The sequence below is a fragment of the Mycolicibacter acidiphilus genome, from assembly GCF_018455725.1.
Lineage (GTDB): Bacteria > Actinomycetota > Actinomycetes > Mycobacteriales > Mycobacteriaceae > Mycobacterium > Mycobacterium acidiphilum.
Window position 1 is genome coordinate 106,286 of record NZ_JAHCLR010000007.1, and the last position, 20,559, is coordinate 126,844.

16 protein-coding genes and 2 pseudogenes are annotated in these 20,559 nt (G+C 72.0%); 11 read left to right on the top strand and 7 right to left on the bottom strand.

The features are described from left to right. The first annotated feature begins 49 nt into the window (after positions 1 to 49). Both KIH27_RS06275 and KIH27_RS23270 read left to right on the top strand, forming a co-directional pair. Positions 50 to 283 (top strand): DUF433 domain-containing protein, encoded by a 234-nt coding sequence (locus KIH27_RS06275; protein WP_214092079.1) that lies wholly within the window; start codon positions 50 to 52, stop codon positions 281 to 283. Between the two features lie 127 nt (positions 284 to 410). Beyond that, positions 411 to 665 (top strand): DUF5615 family PIN-like protein, encoded by a 255-nt coding sequence (locus KIH27_RS23270; protein WP_372451312.1) that lies wholly within the window; start codon positions 411 to 413, stop codon positions 663 to 665. Between the two features lie 47 nt (positions 666 to 712). Here the strand turns inward: KIH27_RS23270 and KIH27_RS06285 are convergent, their stop codons facing one another. After that, entirely contained in the window at positions 713 to 1,597 is an 885-nt protein-coding gene (locus KIH27_RS06285) for an SCO6745 family protein (protein WP_214092080.1), read from the bottom strand. A gap of 37 nt (positions 1,598 to 1,634) precedes the next feature. Between KIH27_RS06285 and KIH27_RS06290 the strand changes: the two genes are divergently transcribed. Together KIH27_RS06290 and KIH27_RS06295 are read left to right on the top strand one after the other, a co-directional pair. Further along, positions 1,635 to 2,387 (top strand): SIMPL domain-containing protein, encoded by a 753-nt coding sequence (locus KIH27_RS06290; RefSeq protein ID WP_214092081.1) that lies wholly within the window; start codon positions 1,635 to 1,637, stop codon positions 2,385 to 2,387. Between the two features lie 8 nt (positions 2,388 to 2,395). Then, entirely contained in the window at positions 2,396 to 2,719 is a 324-nt protein-coding gene (locus KIH27_RS06295; RefSeq protein WP_250149695.1) for an META domain-containing protein, read from the top strand. On the opposite strand, the gene hpt is transcribed toward KIH27_RS06295, so the two are convergent. The 4 genes from hpt to dacB are packed head-to-tail and all read right to left on the bottom strand — an operon-like array spanning position 2,716 to position 6,738. Further along, positions 2,716 to 3,318, bottom strand: coding sequence for a hypoxanthine phosphoribosyltransferase (gene hpt / locus KIH27_RS06300; RefSeq protein ID WP_214092082.1), 603 nt, complete (start codon positions 3,316 to 3,318; stop codon positions 2,716 to 2,718). The genes KIH27_RS06295 and hpt overlap by 4 nt on opposite strands. 35 nt (positions 3,319 to 3,353) lie before the next feature. Continuing rightward, positions 3,354 to 4,313, bottom strand: a complete 960-nt coding sequence (gene tilS / locus KIH27_RS06305) for a tRNA lysidine(34) synthetase TilS (RefSeq protein WP_214092083.1) — start codon at positions 4,311 to 4,313, stop codon at positions 3,354 to 3,356. Beyond that, entirely contained in the window at positions 4,292 to 5,359 is a 1,068-nt protein-coding gene (locus KIH27_RS06310; protein ID WP_214092084.1) for an Rv3626c family coenzyme F420 biosynthesis-associated protein, read from the bottom strand. The genes tilS and KIH27_RS06310 overlap by 22 nt, the downstream gene beginning before the upstream one ends. Next, complete coding sequence (gene dacB / locus KIH27_RS06315) at positions 5,359 to 6,738, bottom strand: D-alanyl-D-alanine carboxypeptidase/D-alanyl-D-alanine endopeptidase (RefSeq protein WP_214092085.1); 1,380 nt, start codon at positions 6,736 to 6,738, stop codon at positions 5,359 to 5,361. Before dacB ends, KIH27_RS06310 begins: the two co-directional genes overlap by 1 nt. Positions 6,739 to 6,798: 60 nt before the next feature. Here dacB and KIH27_RS06320 point away from each other — a divergent pair, with 60 nt between their 5' ends. Then, the gene (locus KIH27_RS06320; protein WP_214092086.1) at positions 6,799 to 7,287 is read left to right on the top strand and encodes an inorganic diphosphatase; all 489 of its coding nucleotides are present in this window, start codon (positions 6,799 to 6,801) and stop codon (positions 7,285 to 7,287) included. Here the strand turns inward: KIH27_RS06320 and KIH27_RS06325 are convergent. Beyond that, complete coding sequence (locus KIH27_RS06325) at positions 7,281 to 8,270, bottom strand: TerC/Alx family metal homeostasis membrane protein (RefSeq protein ID WP_214092087.1); 990 nt, start codon at positions 8,268 to 8,270, stop codon at positions 7,281 to 7,283. The two genes, KIH27_RS06320 and KIH27_RS06325, sit on opposite strands and share 7 nt — an antisense overlap. 164 nt (positions 8,271 to 8,434) lie before the next feature. Between KIH27_RS06325 and KIH27_RS06330 the strand changes: the two are divergent. The 6 genes and pseudogenes from KIH27_RS06330 to KIH27_RS23175 form a co-directional block, all read left to right on the top strand. Further along, positions 8,435 to 12,292, top strand: a pseudogene (locus KIH27_RS06330) (Pls/PosA family non-ribosomal peptide synthetase); the annotation flags it as partial. A 23-nt stretch (positions 12,293 to 12,315) separates the two neighbouring features. Beyond that, entirely contained in the window at positions 12,316 to 13,677 is a 1,362-nt protein-coding gene (locus tag KIH27_RS06335) for a M1 family metallopeptidase (RefSeq protein ID WP_214092088.1), read from the top strand. After that, positions 13,674 to 14,909 carry a hypothetical protein gene (locus KIH27_RS06340; protein WP_214092089.1) on the top strand — a complete coding sequence of 412 codons (1,236 nt, stop codon included), beginning with the start codon at positions 13,674 to 13,676 and terminating at the stop codon, positions 14,907 to 14,909. Before KIH27_RS06335 ends, KIH27_RS06340 begins: the two co-directional genes overlap by 4 nt. Before the next feature lie 27 nt (positions 14,910 to 14,936). Next, positions 14,937 to 15,635 carry a polyprenyl-phospho-N-acetylgalactosaminyl synthase PpgS gene (ppgS, locus tag KIH27_RS06345; RefSeq protein WP_214092119.1) on the top strand — a complete coding sequence of 233 codons (699 nt, stop codon included), beginning with the start codon at positions 14,937 to 14,939 and terminating at the stop codon, positions 15,633 to 15,635. Beyond that, a complete protein-coding gene (locus KIH27_RS06350; protein ID WP_214092090.1) occupies positions 15,632 to 15,973 on the top strand; it encodes a DUF2304 domain-containing protein in 342 nt (113 codons plus the stop codon). Before ppgS ends, KIH27_RS06350 begins: the two co-directional genes overlap by 4 nt. A 72-nt stretch (positions 15,974 to 16,045) precedes the next feature. Next, entirely contained in the window at positions 16,046 to 16,300 is a 255-nt protein-coding gene (locus tag KIH27_RS23175; protein ID WP_307856801.1) for an Rv1535 domain-containing protein, read from the top strand. Here KIH27_RS23175 and KIH27_RS06355 read toward each other — a convergent pair. Continuing rightward, positions 16,275 to 20,474 (bottom strand): annotated as a pseudogene (locus tag KIH27_RS06355) (HAD-IC family P-type ATPase); the annotation flags it as partial. The gene KIH27_RS23175 and the pseudogene KIH27_RS06355 overlap by 26 nt on opposite strands. Between the last annotated feature and the right edge of the window lie 85 nt (positions 20,475 to 20,559).

The window sequence follows — 20,559 nt, forward strand, 5'->3', positions numbered from 1 at the left end:
CCGTCGCACGCCCGCTGGATAAATCACGGCGAACGGATAGGCTTGTGATATGTCGCGTCTTGACCGGATTACCTCCGACTCGGCTATCTGCCATGGGCAGCCTGTCATCCGCGGACTGCGATACCCCGTCACCGACCTCCTCGACCTACTCGCGTCGGGGATGACCATCGACGACGTCCTGGGTGATTACCCCGACCTCGAAAAGGAAGACCTTCTCGCCGCGCTGGAGTTTGGTGCACTAGCGGCCGGTCACCGCATGGTTCTACCCTTCGACGCGGCCTAGCCGCCGACCACCGCGTGAAGTTCCTCATTGATGCGCAACTGCCTGCAACGCTTGCGCACGTGTTGCAGAGCAAAGGTCACGACGCGATACACGTTTCACACTGCCCGCCGGGAACAGCACACCCGATCTGGAAATTGCCCGAGTCGCGGATGCCGAGGGCCGCGTCGTCGTCACCAAAGACCGGGACTTCAGGGAAAGTCATTTGCTCGCCAGGACACCCCAGGCGCTACTCATCGTGACGACAGGGAACATCACCAACCATGAACTGATGGCTTTGTTCCGGAAACATCTCGACGCCATCACCGACTTCCTCGGCCGGGCCGCGCTTGTCGAACTGTCACACGATCGTTTGATCGCGCATTCCCGAGAACAACCTGGATAGCCACCCGGCAGCTAGACCACCACGGTGGCCGTAACCGAACAGTCGGGTCAGTTGCGGTCTCCCAGCTTCAAATCTCCTGCCGCAGCTGGGAAACCACCGGCCGCCACCACCTGCGCCGACCACGGACCGACCAGCCGGACCAGTTCGTCCAGGTCGGCACCGAGGTTGGCGACGATCGCCGCGCACCCGTCGTCGGTGGCCGCCTCGATCGCCTTCCTGGCCTCCCGGCCGGCATCGGTGATGGCACCGTCGCGGATGAAACCCCGTGCGGCGAGCCGCTCGTCGCCGGCGTCCAGGTCGTCGTCGCTCCAGGCCCGGGTGCGGATGTAGCTGCGCGGGGGCAGCCCCTCGAACAGTTCGGTGAGCAGCCCGATCTCCACGCCGTCGAATCCGGCAGCGGTCCAAGCGTTTACGTGCACGTCGCCGCGGTATTCGCGTAGCCGGTCGGCCAGCCGCCACGCATCCGACAGCGCCTCACCGGTCAGCCCCTGCGCGACGACCCCGGCGAACAACGGCTTACCCGCGAGCACCAGGCCGTCGACTGCGCGGCGCAGCAACTCCACGGCCCGATCCAGACCGTCGGGCGCGGCACCGAGCACCCGCTCCAGCGCCGCCACCGCCCCGTCGGCCCGCACCCGGCAGATCGCTCGAGCGTCGGTCAGCCCCCAGCCGTGGGTGACCGCCGGCACCACCACCGCCGGGTTGAACACCGCGAACGCCGCCGCGATCACCTCGCCGGGCACCTGGCCCATCAGCGACCCGCGGCTGCAGAAATACGCCGCGCCGTCGGGCATCTCGACCGCGCCCGCCTTGCCGGGGCTGCCCCCGAATCCGAGTGCGGCGTACCCGCGGTGACATTCCGGGGCGAAGTACACCTGGCCGGCGAAGGGTTCGATTGCGGTTGCCAATGCTTTCGCGGGTGTGACGGTCATCGGCTCAGTCTGCCGCATCTCCGCTAGGGTTCGAAGCATGGCGTCTGCACGCAATTTCCGGATGGCTCTCCGCTGGTCGACGATGCTCGCCGCGACCGGTCTGGCGGTCGTCGCCATCGCCGGCTGCGACGCCCCGCCGGCCGGGCCGGAGCAGCCGCGGCAGGTGACCGTCGTCGGCTCCGGTGAGGTTCAGGGCGTGCCGGACACGCTGACCACGGAGGCGGGCATCGAGTTCGTCGCCAGTGACGTCACCGCCGCGATGAACCAGACCAGCGAGCGGCTCCAGGCGGTGATCGACGCGCTGCTGGACGCCGGCGTGGACCGCAAGGACATCAGCACCACCCAGGTCAGCCTGCAACCGCAGTACGGCAGCCCGGAAATCGCCGGCGGGGCCCCGGCCATCACCGGCTACCGGGCCGGCAACACGATCCGTGTGAAGGTCGAACCGGCGTCCGCCTCCCAGGTGCTGACGGTGATCGCCCGGGTCGGCGGCGACGCGACCCGGATCAGCGGGGTGAGCTACTCGATCGAGGACGATTCGCAACTCGTTCACGACGCGCGGGAGCGCGCGTTCAACGACGCCCGGGACCGCGCCGAGCAGTACGCGCAGCTGTCCGGGCTGCACCTGGGCCGGGTCATCTCGATCTCCGAGGTGTCCGGCGGCAGCGCCCCGCAGCCGGTGTCGGTGGGCACGCCGGCGCCGCGGGCCGCGATGGCCGCCCCGGTGCCGGTGGAGCCGGGCCAGCAGACCGTGAGCTTCTCGGTGACCGCGGTCTGGGAGCTGAACTGACGACGCCGCTGGACGGCAGCACGTTCGTGTCGGTGCGGGTCGACGGCCCGCCGATTCCAGGTGGCGGTCCACTGGAGGTCGGATTCGCCGACGGGAAGATCAGCGCCTACGCGGGGTGCAACCGGATGTTCGGCCCGGTCGATTCCGCGGACGGCAGGCTGACCTGCACCCGGCTGGCGTCGACCATGATGGCCTGCCCGCCGCCGCTGGACGGTGCCGACGACTGGGTGACAACGCTGTTCGCGGCACGTCCCCGGTGGGCGCTGGCCGGCGACACCCTGACGCTGAGTACCGACACCGCGTCGGTGACCCTGCAGGCGAAGCCTGACTAGTCCTGGTACACCCGCGGGTCCAGCGTGCCGATGTAGGGCAGGTCGCGGTACCGCTCGATGTAGTCCAGCCCGTAGCCGACCACGAACTCGTTGGCGATGTCGAACCCGACGTAGGCGATGTCGACGTCGGCGCAGGCCGCGTCCGGCTTGCGCAGCAGCGTGCATACCCGCAGCGAGCGCGGCCGCCGGGCGGCCAGGTTGCGCAGCAGCCAGGACAGCGTCAGGCCGGAGTCGACGACGTCCTCCACGATCAGCACGTCGCGGTCGCTGATGTCGCGGTCCAGGTCCTTGAGGATGCGCACCACCCCCGACGACGACGTCGACGACCCGTAGGAGCTGACCGCCATGAACTCGAACTGGGTCGGCAGCGGGATCGCCCGGGCCAGGTCGGTGACGAACAGCACCGCCCCTTTGAGCACGGTGATCAGCAGCAGATCCCCGGCCTCGTCGTCGGCGCGGCCGTCGGCGTAGTCGGCGGCGATCTGCGCGCCCAGTTCCGCGGTGCGAGCGCGGATCTGCTCCTCACTCAGCAGTACCGAATTGATGTCGCCCGCATACAGCTCCGGCGTTTGCCCCGGCGAGATCGCAGCCACCTGCACAGCGTGCCATGCACAGCGTCGACAGCCAACTTGATCTAGATCGGCTGTTCGCTGAGCCGCAGCCGACCGTCCGCGCGGCCGGCCACCAGCCGTCGGGCCCGCAGCGCCGAACCGACCGCGACGCCGCCCTGCCCGCGCCACCCGGTGACCAGTCGCTCCACCCCGCGGATGTGCGCATCGCTCAGGCCGGTTGCGCCGCCGGCCAGCAGCCAGCGGCGAATCACGGCGCGCCGCACCGGGCCGGGTAACTCGACGAGTAGTGCGACGTCCAGCCCGGACACCGAGGCATCCGGCAGCGCCTGCTCCGCCAGCGCATCGATCAGTTCGGTGTTCTCCCGCAGCGCGGTCGCGGTGCGGGCCAGCGCCGCGGCCACCCCGCCGCCGAGCACGTCCTCCAGCAGCGGCAGCACCTCGTTGCGCAGCCGCACCCGGGTGAACCGCCGGTCGTCGTTGTGCGGATCCCGCCAGGGTGTGAGCCCCAACTCCGCGCAGGCCGCACGGGTGACGTCGCGGCGCACCGCCAGCAGCGGCCGGCACCACGGCGGGTCGAGCGGCCGCATCCCGGCCATCGAGCGCGCCCCCGAACCGCGCCCCAGCCCGAGCAGCACCGTCTCCGCCTGATCGTCCAAGGTGTGCCCGAGCAGCACCGGCGCATCACCGCGGGCGTCGGCCAGGGCGGCGTAGCGGGCCGTGCGGGCCGCTGCCTCCGGGCCGCCGTCGGTGCCGACGTTCACCCGGATGACCTGGGCGGCAACACATCCCAGCTCCAGTGCCTGACCATAAGCGGAAGCGGCGACCTCCGCCGACCCGGGTTGCAGGCCGTGGTCGACGATCAGTGCCACCGTCGGCCGCAGCTGCGCGGCGGCGGCGGTCAGCGCCAGCGAGTCCGGGCCGCCGGACAGCGCCACCGCCCAGCGCGCCGCGTCGGGCAGGTGCGTCGCGGCGAACGCCGTCAGCGCAGCGCGCAGCCGGGCTACAGCACCCGATCGATCCACCGCTGCGGCTCTTCGATCTCGGCGGGCAGCGGCAGGGTCTCCGGCCCCGACCACACCGCGTTGAACCGTTCCATCCCGACCCGGCCCACCACCGCGTCGACGAACGCCTTGCCCCGGGTGTACTGGCTGAGTTTCGCGTCGATCCCCAGCAGTGCGCGCAGCAGCCGTTGCAGCGGCGACTGGCTGCGGTTGCGCCGCTCGTCGAACCGTTGCCGGATGGTCGCGACCGACGGCACCGCGACCGGGCCGACCGCATCCATCACGTGATCAGCGTGCCCCTCCAGCAGCGTGCCGAGCGTCAGCAACTGGTCCAGTGCCGTCCGCTGCGCCTCGGACTGCACCGCGCGCACCAGACCGAGCACGCCGGACGGGTGCCCGTCGGAGGTGTCGCCGGACCGGCGGGCCCGCGCATACTCGGCCAGGCCGCCGAGCACCTGGGTGAAGTCCGGACCGCTCTGCTCGGTCAGCACCGCCAGCGCCGACGACATGTGGCCGGCCAGCCAGGGATTCACGGTGAACTGCACCCGGTGGGTCACCTCGTGCAGGCAGACCCAGAGCCGGAAGTCGGCCGGCTCCACCCGCAACTGCCGTTCGACGGCGATCACGTTGGGGTAGACCAGCAGCAGTCGGCCGCCGTCGTCGGCGAACGGGTCGTACTGGCCGAGGATGCCCGACGACACGAACGCCAGCAGCGCCCCGGTCTGCGCCCCGGTGAAGCGCCCGGTCAGCGAACCGCCGGACTGCTCCGGCCCGCCGGTCATCACGCGCATCGACTCGGCGGCGGTCGCGATCCACTGCTGGCGGTCCACCACCCGCGCCTCGGGCACGGCTCGATCGGCGCCGCCGCCCAGCCCGGTCACCTCCCGCACCAGCGGTTCGGCCTCGCGGGCGCACCGGCTCAGGTCGTCGCACGCCTGCCGGCGGGTGTAGTCGGTGGTCGGCGGCGCCGGCCGGGCCAGCCAGCCGCCGACCGTCGCCGCGAACCGCCAGTCCACCGCGCCCCCGATGTCCAGGCCGGGTTTGTCGGTTTTGTCGAGGTCACTCATCAGCCACCGCACCCGCAACTGCGCAGGACCGCAGCCAGCGCGTCGATCGCGACGCGGCCGGTCGGCCCGGCGTCGTTGGAGATGAACGCGAACGTCAGCACCCGCTCGTCGCGGTCGGTGACGACGCCGGCGAGCGCATTGGTCCGGGTGAGCGAACCCGTCTTGGCCCGCAGCCAGCCGGCCGAACCCTGGCTGGTCTTCGGGTTGCGGAACCGCTCGGACAGCGTTCCGCTGCCACCGGCCACCGGCAGCAGGTCCAGCAGCGGCCGCAGCTCCGGCTGCCCCGGACCGGCCGCGGCCTGCACCACCGCGTCGAGGTTGCGGGCCGACAACCGGTCATCCTCGGACAGTCCGCTGGAATCCATCAGCACCGCACCGCCGACCTCGATGTGGGCGGTCGCCAGCCGGTTGGTCACCGCGTCGACGGCGCCGTCGAACGATCGCGGCCGGCCCAGCGCGGCGGCGACCTCCCGGCCGATGCACTCGGCCATCACGTTGTCGGAGGCGTTCATCATCTCGCCCAGCCGCATGATCAGCGGCGCCGACCAGACCGTGCCCAGTTCGCGCCCGGTCACCGACCCGGCCGTGATGCTCACCCGCTCGGGGTCGACGCCCAGCGCCGCGGCCAGTGCCCGCCCGGCGTCCAGGGCCGGGGTCGGCGAACGCTTGGATTCCACGGTCGTCGGCTGCACCCGGCCGCCGTCGACCATCACCGCCTCGATCGGGGCGATGTCGCCGCCGTCGATGTCCAGCGCATCCCAACCGGGTGCCATCGTCGGACCACTGAACGCCGAAGTGTCGACCTGGATCTCGGTGGGCGTCACCCCGCTGCGGCGAACCTGATCGGCCAGGTCACTGAGCCGCGCGGCGCCCCGATACCAGGTGTCCTCCCCGGTCGGCGCCGTCGACAGCGTCGGGTCACCGCCGCCGACCAGCACCACGACGCCCGGCGCGTCACCGGCCGTCACCCGGGTCGGCACCCGGGCGTCGCGGTCCAGGGCCAGCAGCGCCGCGGCCGCGGTGAGCACCTTGTTGGTGGACGCCGGCTGCATCGGCAACTCACCCTGCTGCGACCACAGCGTCTGCCCGGTCATCGCGTCGGTTATCCGCCCGGTCAGCCGGCCCAGGTTCGGGTCGGCCAGCAGCGGGGCCATCGTGCCCGCCAGCGCGCCCGCCGTCGGGACCGGGGCGTCGTCGCCGACCGGGACGATGCCGGGTGCCGCGGCAGCCATCGACGGCTCCGGCGGCGGGGCGACGCCCTGCTCGGCGGGATCGTCGGGCAGCACCACCGCGGCCACCGTCACCACCACGGCCGCCAGCGCCAGCACCGCCCCTGCGATACCCAGATGGGTGGAGCGTCGCCACCGAGTGGGGTGCATGTCTCTCCTGCCTGTCAGGTCCGATTCTGCCGGAAGGGCGGGCCGCTCTAGACTGTCGGCGTGCAATTCGACGTGACCATCGAGATCCCCAAGGGCCAGCGCAACAAGTACGAGGTCGACCACGCCACCGGGCGGGTCAAGCTCGACCGCTACCTCTACACCCCGATGGGCTACCCCGCCGACTACGGCTTCATCGAGGACACCCTCGGCGAGGACGGCGACCCGCTGGACGCGATGGTGCTGCTGCCGCAGTCGGTGTTCCCCGGCGTGCTGGTGGAAGCGCGCCCGGTGGGCATGTTCCAGATGACCGACGAGGCGGGCGGCGACGACAAGGTGCTCTGCGTGCCGGCCGGTGACCACCGCTGGGACCACATCCAGGACATCACCGACGTGCCGGCCTACGAGCTGGACGCGATCAAACACTTCTTCGTGCACTACAAGGACCTGGAGCCGGGCAAGTTCGTCAAGGCCGCCGACTGGACGGGCCGGGCCGAGGCCGAGGCCGAGATCCTGCGGTCGATCGAGCGGTTCAAGACCGAAGGTCACTGATCCCCGGTCGGCTGCTGCGCCGCCTGACCGGACCGGGTCCGGTACAGGCTGGCGGCGGTGGTCAGCACCAGCACCACCACGATCACCGCGAGGCTGACGGTGGTGGGGATCTCCGGGACGGCGACGTTGCGGCCGCCGTTGATGAACGGCACCTGGTTGGTGCGCAGCGCGTGCAGCACCATCTTCACGCCGATGAACGCCAGGATCAGCGCGAGCCCCTGCCCCAGGTAGACCAGCCGGTTCAGCAGGTGCCCGAGCAGGAAGTACAGCTGGCGCAGCCCCATCAGGGCGAACACGTTGACCGCCAGCACCAGGTAGGGCTGGCGGGTCAGCCCGTAGATGGCCGGGATGGAGTCCATCGCGAAGATCAGGTCGGTGGTGCCCAGCGCCAGCACCACCAGGAACATCGGGGTGATCGCCCGTTTCCCGTCGACACGCGCGACGAACCGCAGTCCGTCCCAGTCGTCGGTGACCGCGAAGCGCCGACGGGCGAACCGCACCACCGCGTTGTCGCCGTCGCTGTCCGGTTCACCGCCGCGCAGCAGTTTCACCGCGGTGAACGCCATGAACGCCCCGAACAGGTAGAACGTCCACGCCAGCCGCTCCACCGCGACGCCGCCCAGCGCGATGAACACCGTCCGGAATGCCAGCGCCAGGATGATGCCGACGAACAGCGCCTCCTGCCGGTACTTCTTGGGCACGTTGAAGCTGTTGATGATGATCACGAAGACGAACAGGTTGTCCACCGACAGGCTGTACTCGGTGAGCCACCCGGCGAAGAACTGCATGCCGTACTTGGCGCCGTGATGCAGCCAGACCCAGATTCCGAACAGCACCGCGAGGCTGAGGTAGAACGACAGCCGGGTCGTGACCTCGCGGACGGTCGGCTCATGCACCCGCCGGGCGACGATGAACAGGTCGAAGCCGAGCACCGCACCGAGCACGGTGAACGTCGCCACCCACTCCAGCAGGGACGGGTTCAACGGTGGGCCTCCGGTCGTCGGGCAATTGCAGGTTCATCTTCCGGCACCGCCGGGTCCCCACCGACGCTGGGGTCAGCGCGGCCGCGTGCTCGCCGGTGCCGGGCGAATACCCGCACGGCGTGCTGGTCTGCCGAGCTCAGTTCGGCTGGGTAGTTTCTACAGACGTGCCGACACCGCAGGTTCCCGCCCGGTTTCTGCGCTCGTCGTCCGCGCCGTCCGCCCGCACCCTGATCGACATCCTGCGGGCCACCGCACGGACACACCCCGACGAGGCAGCCATCGACGACGGCGCCGTGGTGCTGACCTACGCCGAACTGGTGACCGGCATCGACGACGGCGCGGCCTGGCTGGGCAGTTGCGGCCTGGGCCGCGGCGACCGGATCGGCATCCGGATGCCGTCCGGAACCGCCGCGCTGTACCTGGCGATCCTGGCCACGCTGGCCGCCGGCGCGGCCTACGTCCCGGTGGATGCCGACGACCCCGCCGAGCGGGCCGAACTGGTGTTCGCCGAAGCACAGGTGGCGGCGGTGCTGACCGAACGCGGCCTGGCGCACGGGCCGGGTTCGTCCCGAGGCCGCCGCGCGGCAGCGCCCCGCACCGGCGACGACGCCTGGATCATCTTCACGTCCGGCTCCACCGGCACTCCGAAGGGGGTGGCGATCAGCCATCGCAGTGCGGCCGCATTCGTGGATGCCGAAGCGGGAAGGTTCCTGCCGGACAACCCGATCGGACCGGGCGATCGCGTGCTGGCGGGCCTATCGGTGGCGTTCGACGCTTCGTGCGAGGAGATGTGGCTGGCCTGGCGGCACGGCGCTTGCCTGGTGCCGGCCCCACGGTCGCTGGTGCGCAGCGGGATGGACCTGGGGCCATGGCTGGTGACCCGTGACGTGACAGTGGTGTCGACGGTGCCGACGCTGGCCGCACTCTGGCCGGCCGAGGCGCTGGAGGCGGTGCGGCTGTTGATCTTCGGCGGCGAGGCCTGCCCGCCGGAGCTGGCGGCCCGGTTGGCAGCCCCCGACCGCGAGGTGTGGAACACCTACGGCCCGACGGAGACGACGGTGGTGGCGTGCGCGGCGCGCCTGGACGGCACCGACCCGGTACGGATCGGCCTGCCGCTGGCCGGCTGGGACCTGGCGGTCGTCGGCGACGACGGTCTGCCTGTGGGCTACGGCGAGACGGGCGAACTGGTGATCGGAGGTGTCGGCCTGGGCCGCTATCTCGACGACGACCGGGACGCCCAGGCTTACGCGGCGCTGCCGACGCTGGGCTGGGCGCGCGGCTACCGCAGCGGTGACCTGGTGCGACTGGAGCCTGAGGGTCTGATCTTCTGCGGCCGCGCCGATGATCAGGTCAAGGTCGGCGGACGCCGCATCGAACTGGGCGAGGTCGACACCGCACTGGCCGCGCTACCGGGTGTCGGCGCCGCCGCAGCGGCGGTGCGGGAGACCACGTCCGGCAGCGCGGTGCTGGTCGGCTACCTCGCCGGCACCGATCCCTCGTTCGACCTCGCGGCGGCGCGCGGTGAGTTGGCCGGGCGGCTGCCTGCGGCGCTGGTGCCGCGGCTGGTACTGCTGCCCGAATTGCCTACCCGCACATCGGGAAAGGTGGACCGCGCCGCACTGCCCTGGCCGATCACGGACGGTCCGGGAGACACCGCGCCGAACGGACTCGACGATGCGACGGCGTGGCTGGCGCAGCAGTGGCGGGATGTGCTGGGCACCGCAGTCGCAGAGCCGGACACCGACTTCTTCGCCCTCGGCGGCGGGTCACTGCAGGCGGCGCAACTGGTGGCCCTGCTGCGGAAACGGCACCCGCAGATCGCCGTCGCCGACGTCTACGACCACCCTCGGCTGGGCTCGCTGGCCGAATACCTGGCCGACCTCGGCGATGGCGGGACATCGGTCGGGCCGGCCCCGCGCGCGGTGCGGCCCACCCCCGCCGCGACGCAGGCCGCACAGCTGGCGCTAGCGCTGCCACTGGCGACACTGGCAGGGCTGCAGTGGGTGACCTGGCTGGCGGTGCTGAACAACGCCGCGTCGGCCTGGCTGGATCTGCCGTGGCTGGCGCCGCTGAACTGGTGGTGGCTGCTGCTCGCACTGCTGCTGTTCGTCACCCCGCTGGGCCGGATGGCGATCGCGGTCTGCGGCGCCCGACTGCTGCTGTCCGGGTTGCTACCAGGCAGCTACCCGCGCGGCGGCGGCGTCCACCTGCGAGTCTGGCTCGCCGAGCGGCTGGCCACGGCGAGCGGCGCGGAGAACCTGGCCGGGGCACCGTGGCTGGTGTATTACGCACGGGCGCTGGGCAACACGGTGGGCCGAGACACCGACCTGCACTCAGCTCCACCGGTGACCGGCATGCTGACCGTGGGCAAGCGCTGTTCGATCGAGCCGGAGGTCGACCTGTGCGGGCACTGGGTGGACGGTGACCTGTTCCACGTCGGACCCGTGTCGATCGGCAACGACGCGACGATCGGCGCCCGCACCACGCTGATGCCCGGGGTGTCGGTGGGCAAAGGCGCTTACGTGGCACCCGGATCCGGGGTGGTGGGCAAGGTGAAGGACAGTCAGGACTGGGCGGGGTCGCCGGCCGTGAAGTCCGGCAAGACGCGCCGCCCGTGGCCCGCCGAGCGGCCGCCGCGGCGATCCGCGTGGGTGGCGGTCTACGGGGCGACGGCACTGCTGATCGGCGGGCTGCCACTGCTGGCGCTGGCCGCCGCGCTGGCGGTGCTGGGCTGGGCGGTGCGCGACGCCGAGACCCCGGGCGAAGCGCTCGGCCCGGCACTGGTCTGGACACCGGTGGCGACACTGGTCGCGCTGGTGGTCTACGCGGCGCTGACCGCGGCCGCCGTCCGCGCACTCGGCGTCGGCCTGCCCGCCGGATATCATCCGGTGCGCAGCCGGGTGGGCTGGCAACTCTGGGCCACCGAACGCCTGATGGACGCCGCACGCAACTACCTGTTCCCGCTGTACGCCAGCCTGCTCACCCCGTGGTGGCTGCGGTTACTCGGCGCGCGCGTCGGCCGCGGCACCGAGATCTCCACGGTGCTGCTGATCCCGAAGTTCACCGAGGTCGCCGACGGCGCATTCCTGGCCGACGACACCATGATCGCCTCCTACGAACTCGGCGGCGGCTGGATCCACGCCGCACCCACCGCCGTCGGCAAGCGGGCGTTTCTGGGCAACTCCGGCATCACCCGGCCCGGGCACCGACTGCCCGACGACGGCCTGGTCGCGGTGCTCTCGGCGGTGCCACGCAAGGCCAAGGCCGGCTCGTCGTGGCTGGGCAGTCCACCGGTGCGACTGCGCCGGCGGGTCACCGACGACACGGCCGCCGACCGCACCTTCCACCCGCCGCTTCACCTGCGGGTGACGCGCGCCGCCGTCGAGACCTGCCGGCTGATCCCGGTGCTGGTGACGTTCGGTATCGGGATCGGTGTTCTCGGCGCCATCCAATGGGTGACAACACAATTCGGCTATGTTTTCGCCGCGCTGACCAGCGGCGCGGTGCTGCTAGCCGCGGGCGCCGTCGCCGGCGTGACCGCGGTGCTCGCGAAATGGCTTGCGGTGGGCCGTGTTCAACCGCAGCAACGACCACTGTGGTCATCGTTCGTGTGGCGCAACGAGGTCTCGGACGCCTTCGTCGAAACGGTGGCGGCGCCGTGGTTCGCCCGGGCGGCGACCGGGACCCCCGTGCTGAACCTGTGGTTGCGCGCACTGGGCGCCCGGATCGGCCGGGGGGTGTGGTGCGAGACGTACTGGCTGCCCGAGGCGGACCTGGTCGACCTGCGCCGCGGGAGCACCGTCAACCGGGGCTGCGTGGTGCAGACCCACCTGTTTCACGACCGGATCATGCGGATGGACGCCGTCGTCCTGGAAGACGGCGCCACCCTGGGGCCGCACTGCGTCGCACTGCCGGCGGCCCGACTGGGCGCCGGTGCGGTCGTCGGGCCGGCATCGCTGGTGATGCGCGGCGACGAGGTGCCGCCCGCAACACGCTGGCAGGGCAACCCGATCGCCCTGTGGGCCGCCAGGGCGGGGTCCGCGGCGTGAGCAACCCGGAGAAGAAAGCCGCCAAGCGCGCGGGACGCCTCGCCGCCGCCCCACCCGTCGACCCGTACCTGCCGGACAGCGGCGACGGCGGTTACCGGGTGTCGCGGTACGAACTGGACCTGACGTACAAGATCGCCGCGAACCGCCTCACCGGTTCGGCGGACCTGACCGCGGTGACGCTGGCCCCACTGGACGGGTTCACCCTCGATCTGGCCGACGCCCTGTCGGCGACCAAGGTCTGGGTCAACGGGCGGCGCCCGGCACGGTTCTCGGCATCCCACGGCAAGCTGCGGGTCAGGTTGGCCGAGCGACTGCCCACCGGTGCTGCGCTCTCGATCCGGGTGCATTACGGCGGATCGCCGCGGCCCATCCAAAGCATCTGGGGCGACGTCGGTTTCGAGGAACTCACCGACGGCGCCCTGGTCGCCGGGCAGCCAAACGGCGCGCCGTCGTGGTTCCCGTGCAACGACCATCCGGCGAGCAAGTCGAGCTACCGGATCCGAATCAGCACCGACAACCCGTATCACGCGATCGCCAACGGGGAGTTGATCTCCCGGCAGGCCCGCGGCGCCACCACCACCTGGACCTACGAACAGCCGGAGCCGACGCCGACGTATCTGGTGACGTTGCAGATCGGCAGGTACGAGACCCGGCGGATCGCCGATTCACCGGTGCCCGTGCACGCGGTGCTGCCGGCGGCGTTCAACGCCCGATTCGACGCGGACTTCGCTCGGCAGGTGCAGATGCTGACGCTGTTCACCGAACTGTTCGGGCCGTATCCGCTGGCCGCCGGGTACACCGTGCTGGTGACCGATGACGACCTCGAAATACCGCTTGAGGCACAAGGCATTTCGATATTCGGCGCCAACCACTGCACGGGGCTGGGCAGTTCGGAGCGGCTGATCGCACACGAACTGGCCCACCAGTGGTTCGGCAACAGCGTGACGGTCCGCCGCTGGTGCGACATCTGGCTGCACGAGGGTTTCGCCTGCTACGCCGAGTGGCTGTGGTCGCAGCACCGCGGCGGCGCGAGCACTGCGGAACTGGCCGCGCACTACTACCAGCGACTGGCCGCCGCACCACAGAATCTGCTGCTGGCCGACCCGGGGCCGGCCCTGATGTTCGACGACCGGGTCTACAAGCGCGGCGCCCTGACCCTGCACGTGCTGCGCGGCCAACTCGGCGACGCAAGCTTCTTCGCCCTGCTGCGGGACTGGTCCGCCCGGTACCGCCACGGCAACGCCACGACCGCCGACTTCACCAACCTGGCCGCCGGCTACGCGGGCACGTCGCTGCGCCCGCTCTGGCAGGCCTGGCTGCACTCGACCGCGTTGCCGCCGCTGAAGGACGGTCCGTGACCGGCACCGCCACCGCCGGACCGCTCACCCGCAGCGGGGTGGCACGGGTGGGGGCGGCGACCGTGCTGACCGCGATCTGCGGCTACGCGGTGCTGTACCTGGCGGCCCGCGACCTGGACCCGGCCGGTTTCGCGGTCTTCGGAGTGTTCTGGGGCGCGTTCGGACTGGTCGCCGGTGCGGCCAACGGCCTACTGCAGGAGACCACCCGCGAGGTCCGCGTGGCCCGGGACACCGCGCCCGCACCCGGTCCGCACACCCGTCCGCTGCCGGTGGCCGGGCTGGCCGGGATCACCGCCGCCGCGCTGGTCGCGGTGACAGCGCCGCTGTGGAGTCCGCAGGTGTTCGTGCAGGCCCGCTGGCTGTCGGTGGCGCTGCTGTGTTTCGGGCTGGCGAACTTCGCGGTGCACGCCACCCTGTTGGGCATGCTGGCCGGCGCCAACCGGTGGACGCAGTACGGGGCGCTGATGGTGACCGACGCCGGCATCCGGGTGGCGGTGGCGGCGACGGCCTTCTTCGTCGGCTGGGGCCTGGTCGGGTTCCTGTGGGCGACGGTCGCCGGCGCCGGGGCCTGGCTGATCCTGCTCACCTGCTCCCCGGCGGCCCGCTCGGCGGCGCGGCTGCTGACACCGGTGGGCACCGCGGCGTTCCTGCGCGGGGCGGCGCACTCGATCACCGCGGCCGGGGCCAGCGCGATCCTGGTGATGGGTTTTCCGGTGCTGCTGCAGGCCACCTACGGCGAACTGGGCGCCGAGGGCGGCGTGGTGATCCTGGCGGTGACGTTGACCCGGGCGCCGCTGCTGGTGCCGCTCACCGCGATGCAGGGCAACCTGATCGCCCACTTCGTCGACCAGCGCTCCCGCCGGTTGCGTGCGCTGCTCACACCGGCGGTGATCGTGGCCGCGGTGGGCGCGACGGGCGTGCTGGCGGCCGGGCTGATCGGGCCGTGGCTGCTGCGGGTGGTGTTCGGCCCGGAGTACACGGCCAGCGGTGCGCTGCTGGCCGGGCTGACGGCGGCCGCGGTGGCGATCGCACTGTTGACGCTGACCGGCGCGGCGGCGGTGGCGGCGGCGCTGCACCGGGCGTACGCGCTGGGCTGGGTCGGTGCGACGGTGGCCTCAGCGGCGCTGCTGCTGGCCCCGCTGGACCTGGGTGAGCGGACGGTCATCGCGCTGCTGTGCGGGCCGGTGGTCGGCATCGCGGTGCACCTGACGGCGCTGCGCGGCGCCGACTGAGCCGCCCGGAGGTGTATTTTTTAACCCATCGAGACTCGCAGACCAGACGTGTGGATCGTCGTGCCGGCCTTCAACGAGGCGACCGTGATCGGCGACGTCATCGCCACCATCCGCACCGAATTCACCCACGTGGTCTGCGTGGACGACGGCAGCGCCGACACCACGGCCGCCACCGCGCACGGCGCGGGCGCCTACGTGGTTCGGCATCCGGTGAACCTCGGTCAGGGCGCGGCGATCCAGACCGGCGTCGAGTTCGCCCGCAGCCGGCCCCGGTCCCGGATCTTCGCGACGTTCGACGCCGACGGCCAGCACCAGGTCGCCGATGTGGTACGGATGGTCGACCGGCTCACCGCCGAGGACCTGGACATCATCATCGGTACCCGGTTCGCCGACCCGGCGACGAACGCCTCGGTGCCGTGGTTGAAGCGACTGGTGCTGCGCACCGTGGTGTGGCTGAGCCCGCGGACCCGACGGCTGGGGCTCACCGATGCGCACAACGGCCTGCGGGTGTTCAACCGCACGGTTGCCGACGGACTGGACCTGAAGATGACCGGCATGAGCCACGCCGGCGAATTCATCGCGCTGATCGACGAAAACCATTGGCGGGTAGCCGAAGAGCCGATCGAGGTGCTCTACACCGAGTACTCCAAGTCGAAGGGTCAGCCGCTGCTCAACGGGGTGAACATCCTGTTCGACGGGTTGCTGCGCAAGAGGATGTCAAAGTGAACTGGATCAAGGTTCTGCTGATCGCGGCGGTGATGGCGCTGCTGGTCAAACTGCTGCTGTCCCGGCGCTCCGCACAGTCCCGCGCCTGGGTGAAGGTCGGCTACCTGGTCTTCGTGGTGGCCGGCGTCTACGCCGTGCTGCGCCCGGACGACACCACCGTGCTGGCGAACTGGCTCGGGGTACGCCGCGGCACCGACCTGATGCTCTACATCCTGATCATCGTGTTCGCGTTCACCACGTTGAGCACCTACATGCGATTCCGTGAGTTGGAACTGCGCTACGCCCGACTGACTCGGGTGGTGGCGCTGGCGAACGCGCAACCACCCGAGCGTCAGTAGTTCGGCGACTGTTGGCCCGGCGGTAACGGCGGGTTGGCCGGCGGTCCGGATTCAGCCGTCAGTCTTACGGGTATGCGGGGAACTGAGGTTCTGGCCGACCCACTAGCCGCAACACTGGCGCGGCTGCTGACTCCGCCCTGTCAGCAGCTGTACGCGCTGCTGTGGCGGGCGGGTGTGCTGCAGGTGGAGCATCCGCAGCCGGTTCGTCGTCCCGCGCCGCCCGACCCCGGCCCAGCACCGCGACCGCGGCCGTCGCCGCACCTGCGGTGCTCAGCGCCTGCAGCCAGCCGATCGGGCCGATCGGCGTGCAGCCGAGCAACTGGCTGACCCCGGGCGTGCTGACCGCCAGCGCGAACACCGCGAATGAGCCCGCCGCGGTGGCCAGCACCAGCGGGGCGTGCGAGTCGACCAGGGTCTGGCCGAGTTCGGTGGTGACCAGCGAGATCAGCGCCACGGTGGCGGCGCGCTGCTGGCCGCCGCCCAAACCGGTGAGCGCCGAGAGCCCGGTGAGCCCGGTGGACATGGCCATCGCCCACGCCGCGGTGGCGGCGGTGGCGGTGATCGCCCCGCGGTAGGCCACCGCCCGCCACAGTTCGCGTTCGTCGAGGCCGCCGCCGGCGACCCGCTGCACCGGACCGGCCGGGGTGCTCACCGCGACCGCGGTCGCCGGCAGCGCATCGGTGAGGGTGTTCATCAGCAGCAGCTGACGGGTGTTCAGTGGTGACATGCCGGTGAACGCGGTGCCGATCACCGAGAAGATCACCTCGCCGGCGTTGCCGCCGAGCAGCCCGGAGACCGCCAACTGCACACCGCGCCACAGCCGCCGGCCCTCGTCGATCGCGTCGGTCAGCGCACCGATCCGGCCGTCGGTGAGGACCACGTCGGCGACCGTGTGCGCCGAATCGCTGCCGCGGGCCACCACCCCGACCCCGACCGTGGCGACCCGGATCGCGGCGGCGTCGTTGGCGCCGTCGCCGACCATCGCGCTGACTTTGCCGGCCCGTTCCAGGGTCTGCACGATCTGCACCTTGTGCTCGGGCGTCATCCGGGCGAACACCACCCGCTCACACGCCACCCGCTCCTGCTCCCGGCGGGACAGCGCGTCCCACTCCGAGCCGGTGATGACCCCGTCGGCGTCGACGGCCAGGCCGAGTTCCGCGGCGATCGCGGTGACGGTGATCGGGTGATCGCCGGAGATCAGCCGGATGCCGACGCCGCGGTCGGTCAGGTCGGCGAGCAGCTTCGCCGCCCCCGGGCGCGGGGTGTCGGAGATGCCGAGCAGCCCGGTCAGCTCCAGTCCATGCCCGGCCAGTTCGGTGATCCTGTCCGGGTCGGAGCGGACCGCGTCGGCTTCCGCGGGACTCAGCGTGCGCCGGCCGACGGCGATCACCCGCAGCCCGGCGGCCGCCAACTCGTCGACCTGCGGCTGCCGGTCCGTCGCGCCGCTGGCCGCCAGCACCGTCTCCGGGGCGCCCTTGACGCTGAGCTCGGTGCCGGTCACCGCAGCCGAGAACGCCCGGCCGGAACGGAACGGCAGGTACACGTCCGGCGCCGCCGCCGGGCCGGGGACCGCCGCGTCGACTCCCGCTTCGATGATCGCCTGGTCGGTGGCGTGGGCGTGCGCGTCGCCGTGCGCCCACGGGGCGGCGTGCAGGGCGGCGTGCAGCACGTCGGCGTCGGTGCGGCCGTCGACCGGGCACACCCGGGTGACCCGCAGTCGGTTCTCGCTCAGGGTGCCGGTCTTGTCGAAGCAGACCACGTCGAGCCGACCGAGCGCCTCCACCGCCCGCGGCACCCGCACCAGCGCCCCGGTTCCGGTGAGTCGGCGCGCCGACGCGTACTGCGCCAGCGTCGCCATCAGCGGCATGCCCTCCGGCACGGCGGCCACCGCGATCGCGATCGCGTCGCCGAGCGCGGTGCGCAGCTGCCCGCCGCGCAGCATCCCGAGTGCGCCGACCAGCAGCCCGCCGGCGCCGCTGACCGGGAACGCCCGGTACATCACCTCGCTGAGCTGGTGCTGCAGGCCCACCGTCGGCAGATCACCGGCGGCCAGTTCGGCGGCCCGACGGGTCTGGGTGTCGGCGCCGACGGCGGTGACGATCGCGACCGCGGTCCCGGCGATGACGGTGCTGCCCGCGTAGAGCATGCAGCTGCGCTCGGCGAGTTCGGCGCCCGGTGTCGGCGCGGTCTGCTTGTCCACCGACAGCGACTCCCCGGTGAGCGAGGACTCGTCGACCTCCAGGTCGGTCGCCTCGATCACCCGGGCGTCGGCCGGGACGACCTCGTTGCTGCGGACCTCGATCACGTCGCCGGGTGCCAGCAGTTCCGCCGGGACCTCGGTGTAGCCGGTGCCGTCCGGTCCGGGGGTGACGGTGCGCGCGGGCGGGGTCTGCTGGGCCAGCAGCACGTTCAGCCGGCTCTCGGCCCGCATCTGCTGACCGGCCGCGAGCATGGCATTGCCGACCAGGACGATGCCGACCATCGCCGCGTCGATCGGCGAACCGAGGATCGCGGTGGCCGCCGAACCGACCGCCATGATCGGGGTCATCGGGTCGGACAGCTCCGCCCGCACGGCCTTGACGAACTGCCAGGCGGTGTTCGGCGGCCGGGTCGCGGCGGCGTCTGACACCCGGGCCGTGAGGTTCGGCTGCGGCAGGATCTGGCGGACCTGGGCGATCGACATCGCGTGCCACTCGTGGGCCGGGGCGGGCCGCGGCGCGGGGGTGCGGACGACCTTGCGGGCCAGCAGATAACCGGAGCACAGCCCGGCGGCGCCGCCGACGGTCACCGGCCCCGGCATGTTCGCCCGCCGGACCCGGATGCCGGGCACCAGCAGCAGTCCGCCGAGCACCGAGGCACTGGCCGACAGCGTGATGCCGCGCCGGGTCGCCTCCCGGGCGGCGGGCAACGCCCGCAGCACCTGCCACGCGCCGGCCAGGCCGTCGAGCAGCAGGTCGACGTGCCACGGCGGGGCGGTGTCGCCTGCCGGCATGATGCCCAGGGCCAGGTCGGCGCCGGCCAGCGCCCGGTCCGCGCCTGCGGACAGCACGGCGACAGTGCGCCCGGCCTGCTGCAGTTCGGTCAGCGCGGCCGCCAGCGCGTCGTCGACACCGGCGCCGACGGGCCGCAGTTCGTCGAACGCGGTGCGCAGCTCACCGAGGGTGTCGGGGAGATCGAGCGAGACCAGTTCGACGTCGGCCGCGCGTGCCTCGACCAGCAGCGCGGACGCCAGCGGGTGCAGCACCGGGGCGATCAGCGCCGTCACCGGCTCCGCCCGGCCGGCCAACCGGTGCCACCCCGGGGTCAGGCCCGGCTCGTCGAGCAACCGCTGGGCGTCCGCCCAGGCGGCCGGCAGTTCGGCCGCGCCGGCACCGCGCACGGTCACCACCCGCAGCGTCGGCTCGCACAGCACCCGCGGATCGATCAGCAGCGCGTCGACCTTGTCCAGGCCGCGCAGCGCCGCCGGTCGCAGCGGCAACACACCGTGCTGGTCGGCCAGCCCGCGGCTCAGGGTGGCGGCGAACGCCTCCCGGCTGATCCGCAGCGCTTTCGGGGCCGCCGTCACCGCGGCCGTCGACGCCATCGTGACGTCGCGGGTGATGGCGCCGACCAGGCCGGCGCCGATCAACTGCACCCAGGCGATGCGCCGGCCGTGCCGTTCGGCCGGTCCCTCCGGTGCCGGCGTGGGGCGGCCGGGTGCGGGTGCGTCGGACTGGCCGGCGTGCCGGGCGAACACCGGTTCGCAGCGGTTCCAGGCCAGCGCCGCCGATCGGGCTTCGGTGGCTTTGATGCCCTGCAGCGCCAGGTCCACCGAGAGCGATGTCACCGACAGGGTGGCGACGTGCGCGCCGAGTGAGACCAGCGACAGCACGGTGTCGGTGGCGACGACGCCGATCCGGTCCTGCAGCAGATTACGCACCCACGGCTGGTAACTGGCCACCGCCGCGACCGCGTCGAACGCCACCGGCGCCGCCGGAATGCGCAGCACCCGCCCGGCGGTCGCCACCGCGAGTCCGGCCGCGTTCAGCCCGAACATGGCCCCGCGCAACGCGAGCAACAGTCCGTCACCGGGCAGGCTGTCCGGTCGGTGTTCGGAAGGCTCACGGCGGCAGTTCTTTTCAGCCCCGTCGAGCACCGCGCACAGCGCCTTCAGCGACGGCCCGCCCTCGTCGATCTCCACCACCACTCGGGACAGCGGCCGGTTCAACTGCACCGACTCCACACCGGGGTGGTCGCGCAGGGCGGCGACGACGGCCTGCCCGAGTTCGGCGCCGTCCGGGCCGGTCAGCCCGCGCACCTCGATCCAGGCCCGGCGCTCACCGGCCCAGTGCTTGCGGGCCAGCGTCGACACCGAGGTCTCGCCGGAGAGCACCAGCGCCCCGGCGCGCACCGGCATGACGGCCAACTCGATGCCTGCGGCGGCCGCGGAGCCGACGGCGTCGGCGGTCGCCCGGATTCCGGTCGCGATCAGGTTCGGCAGGGCGGGAACGGCAATACGCATGAACAACCTCCAGCGTCACTAAAGCGCTGGAGGTCTCTTCCGCCGCCTCAGCAGCCCGCGGCCCCGGTCGTCCGATGACGGTCGA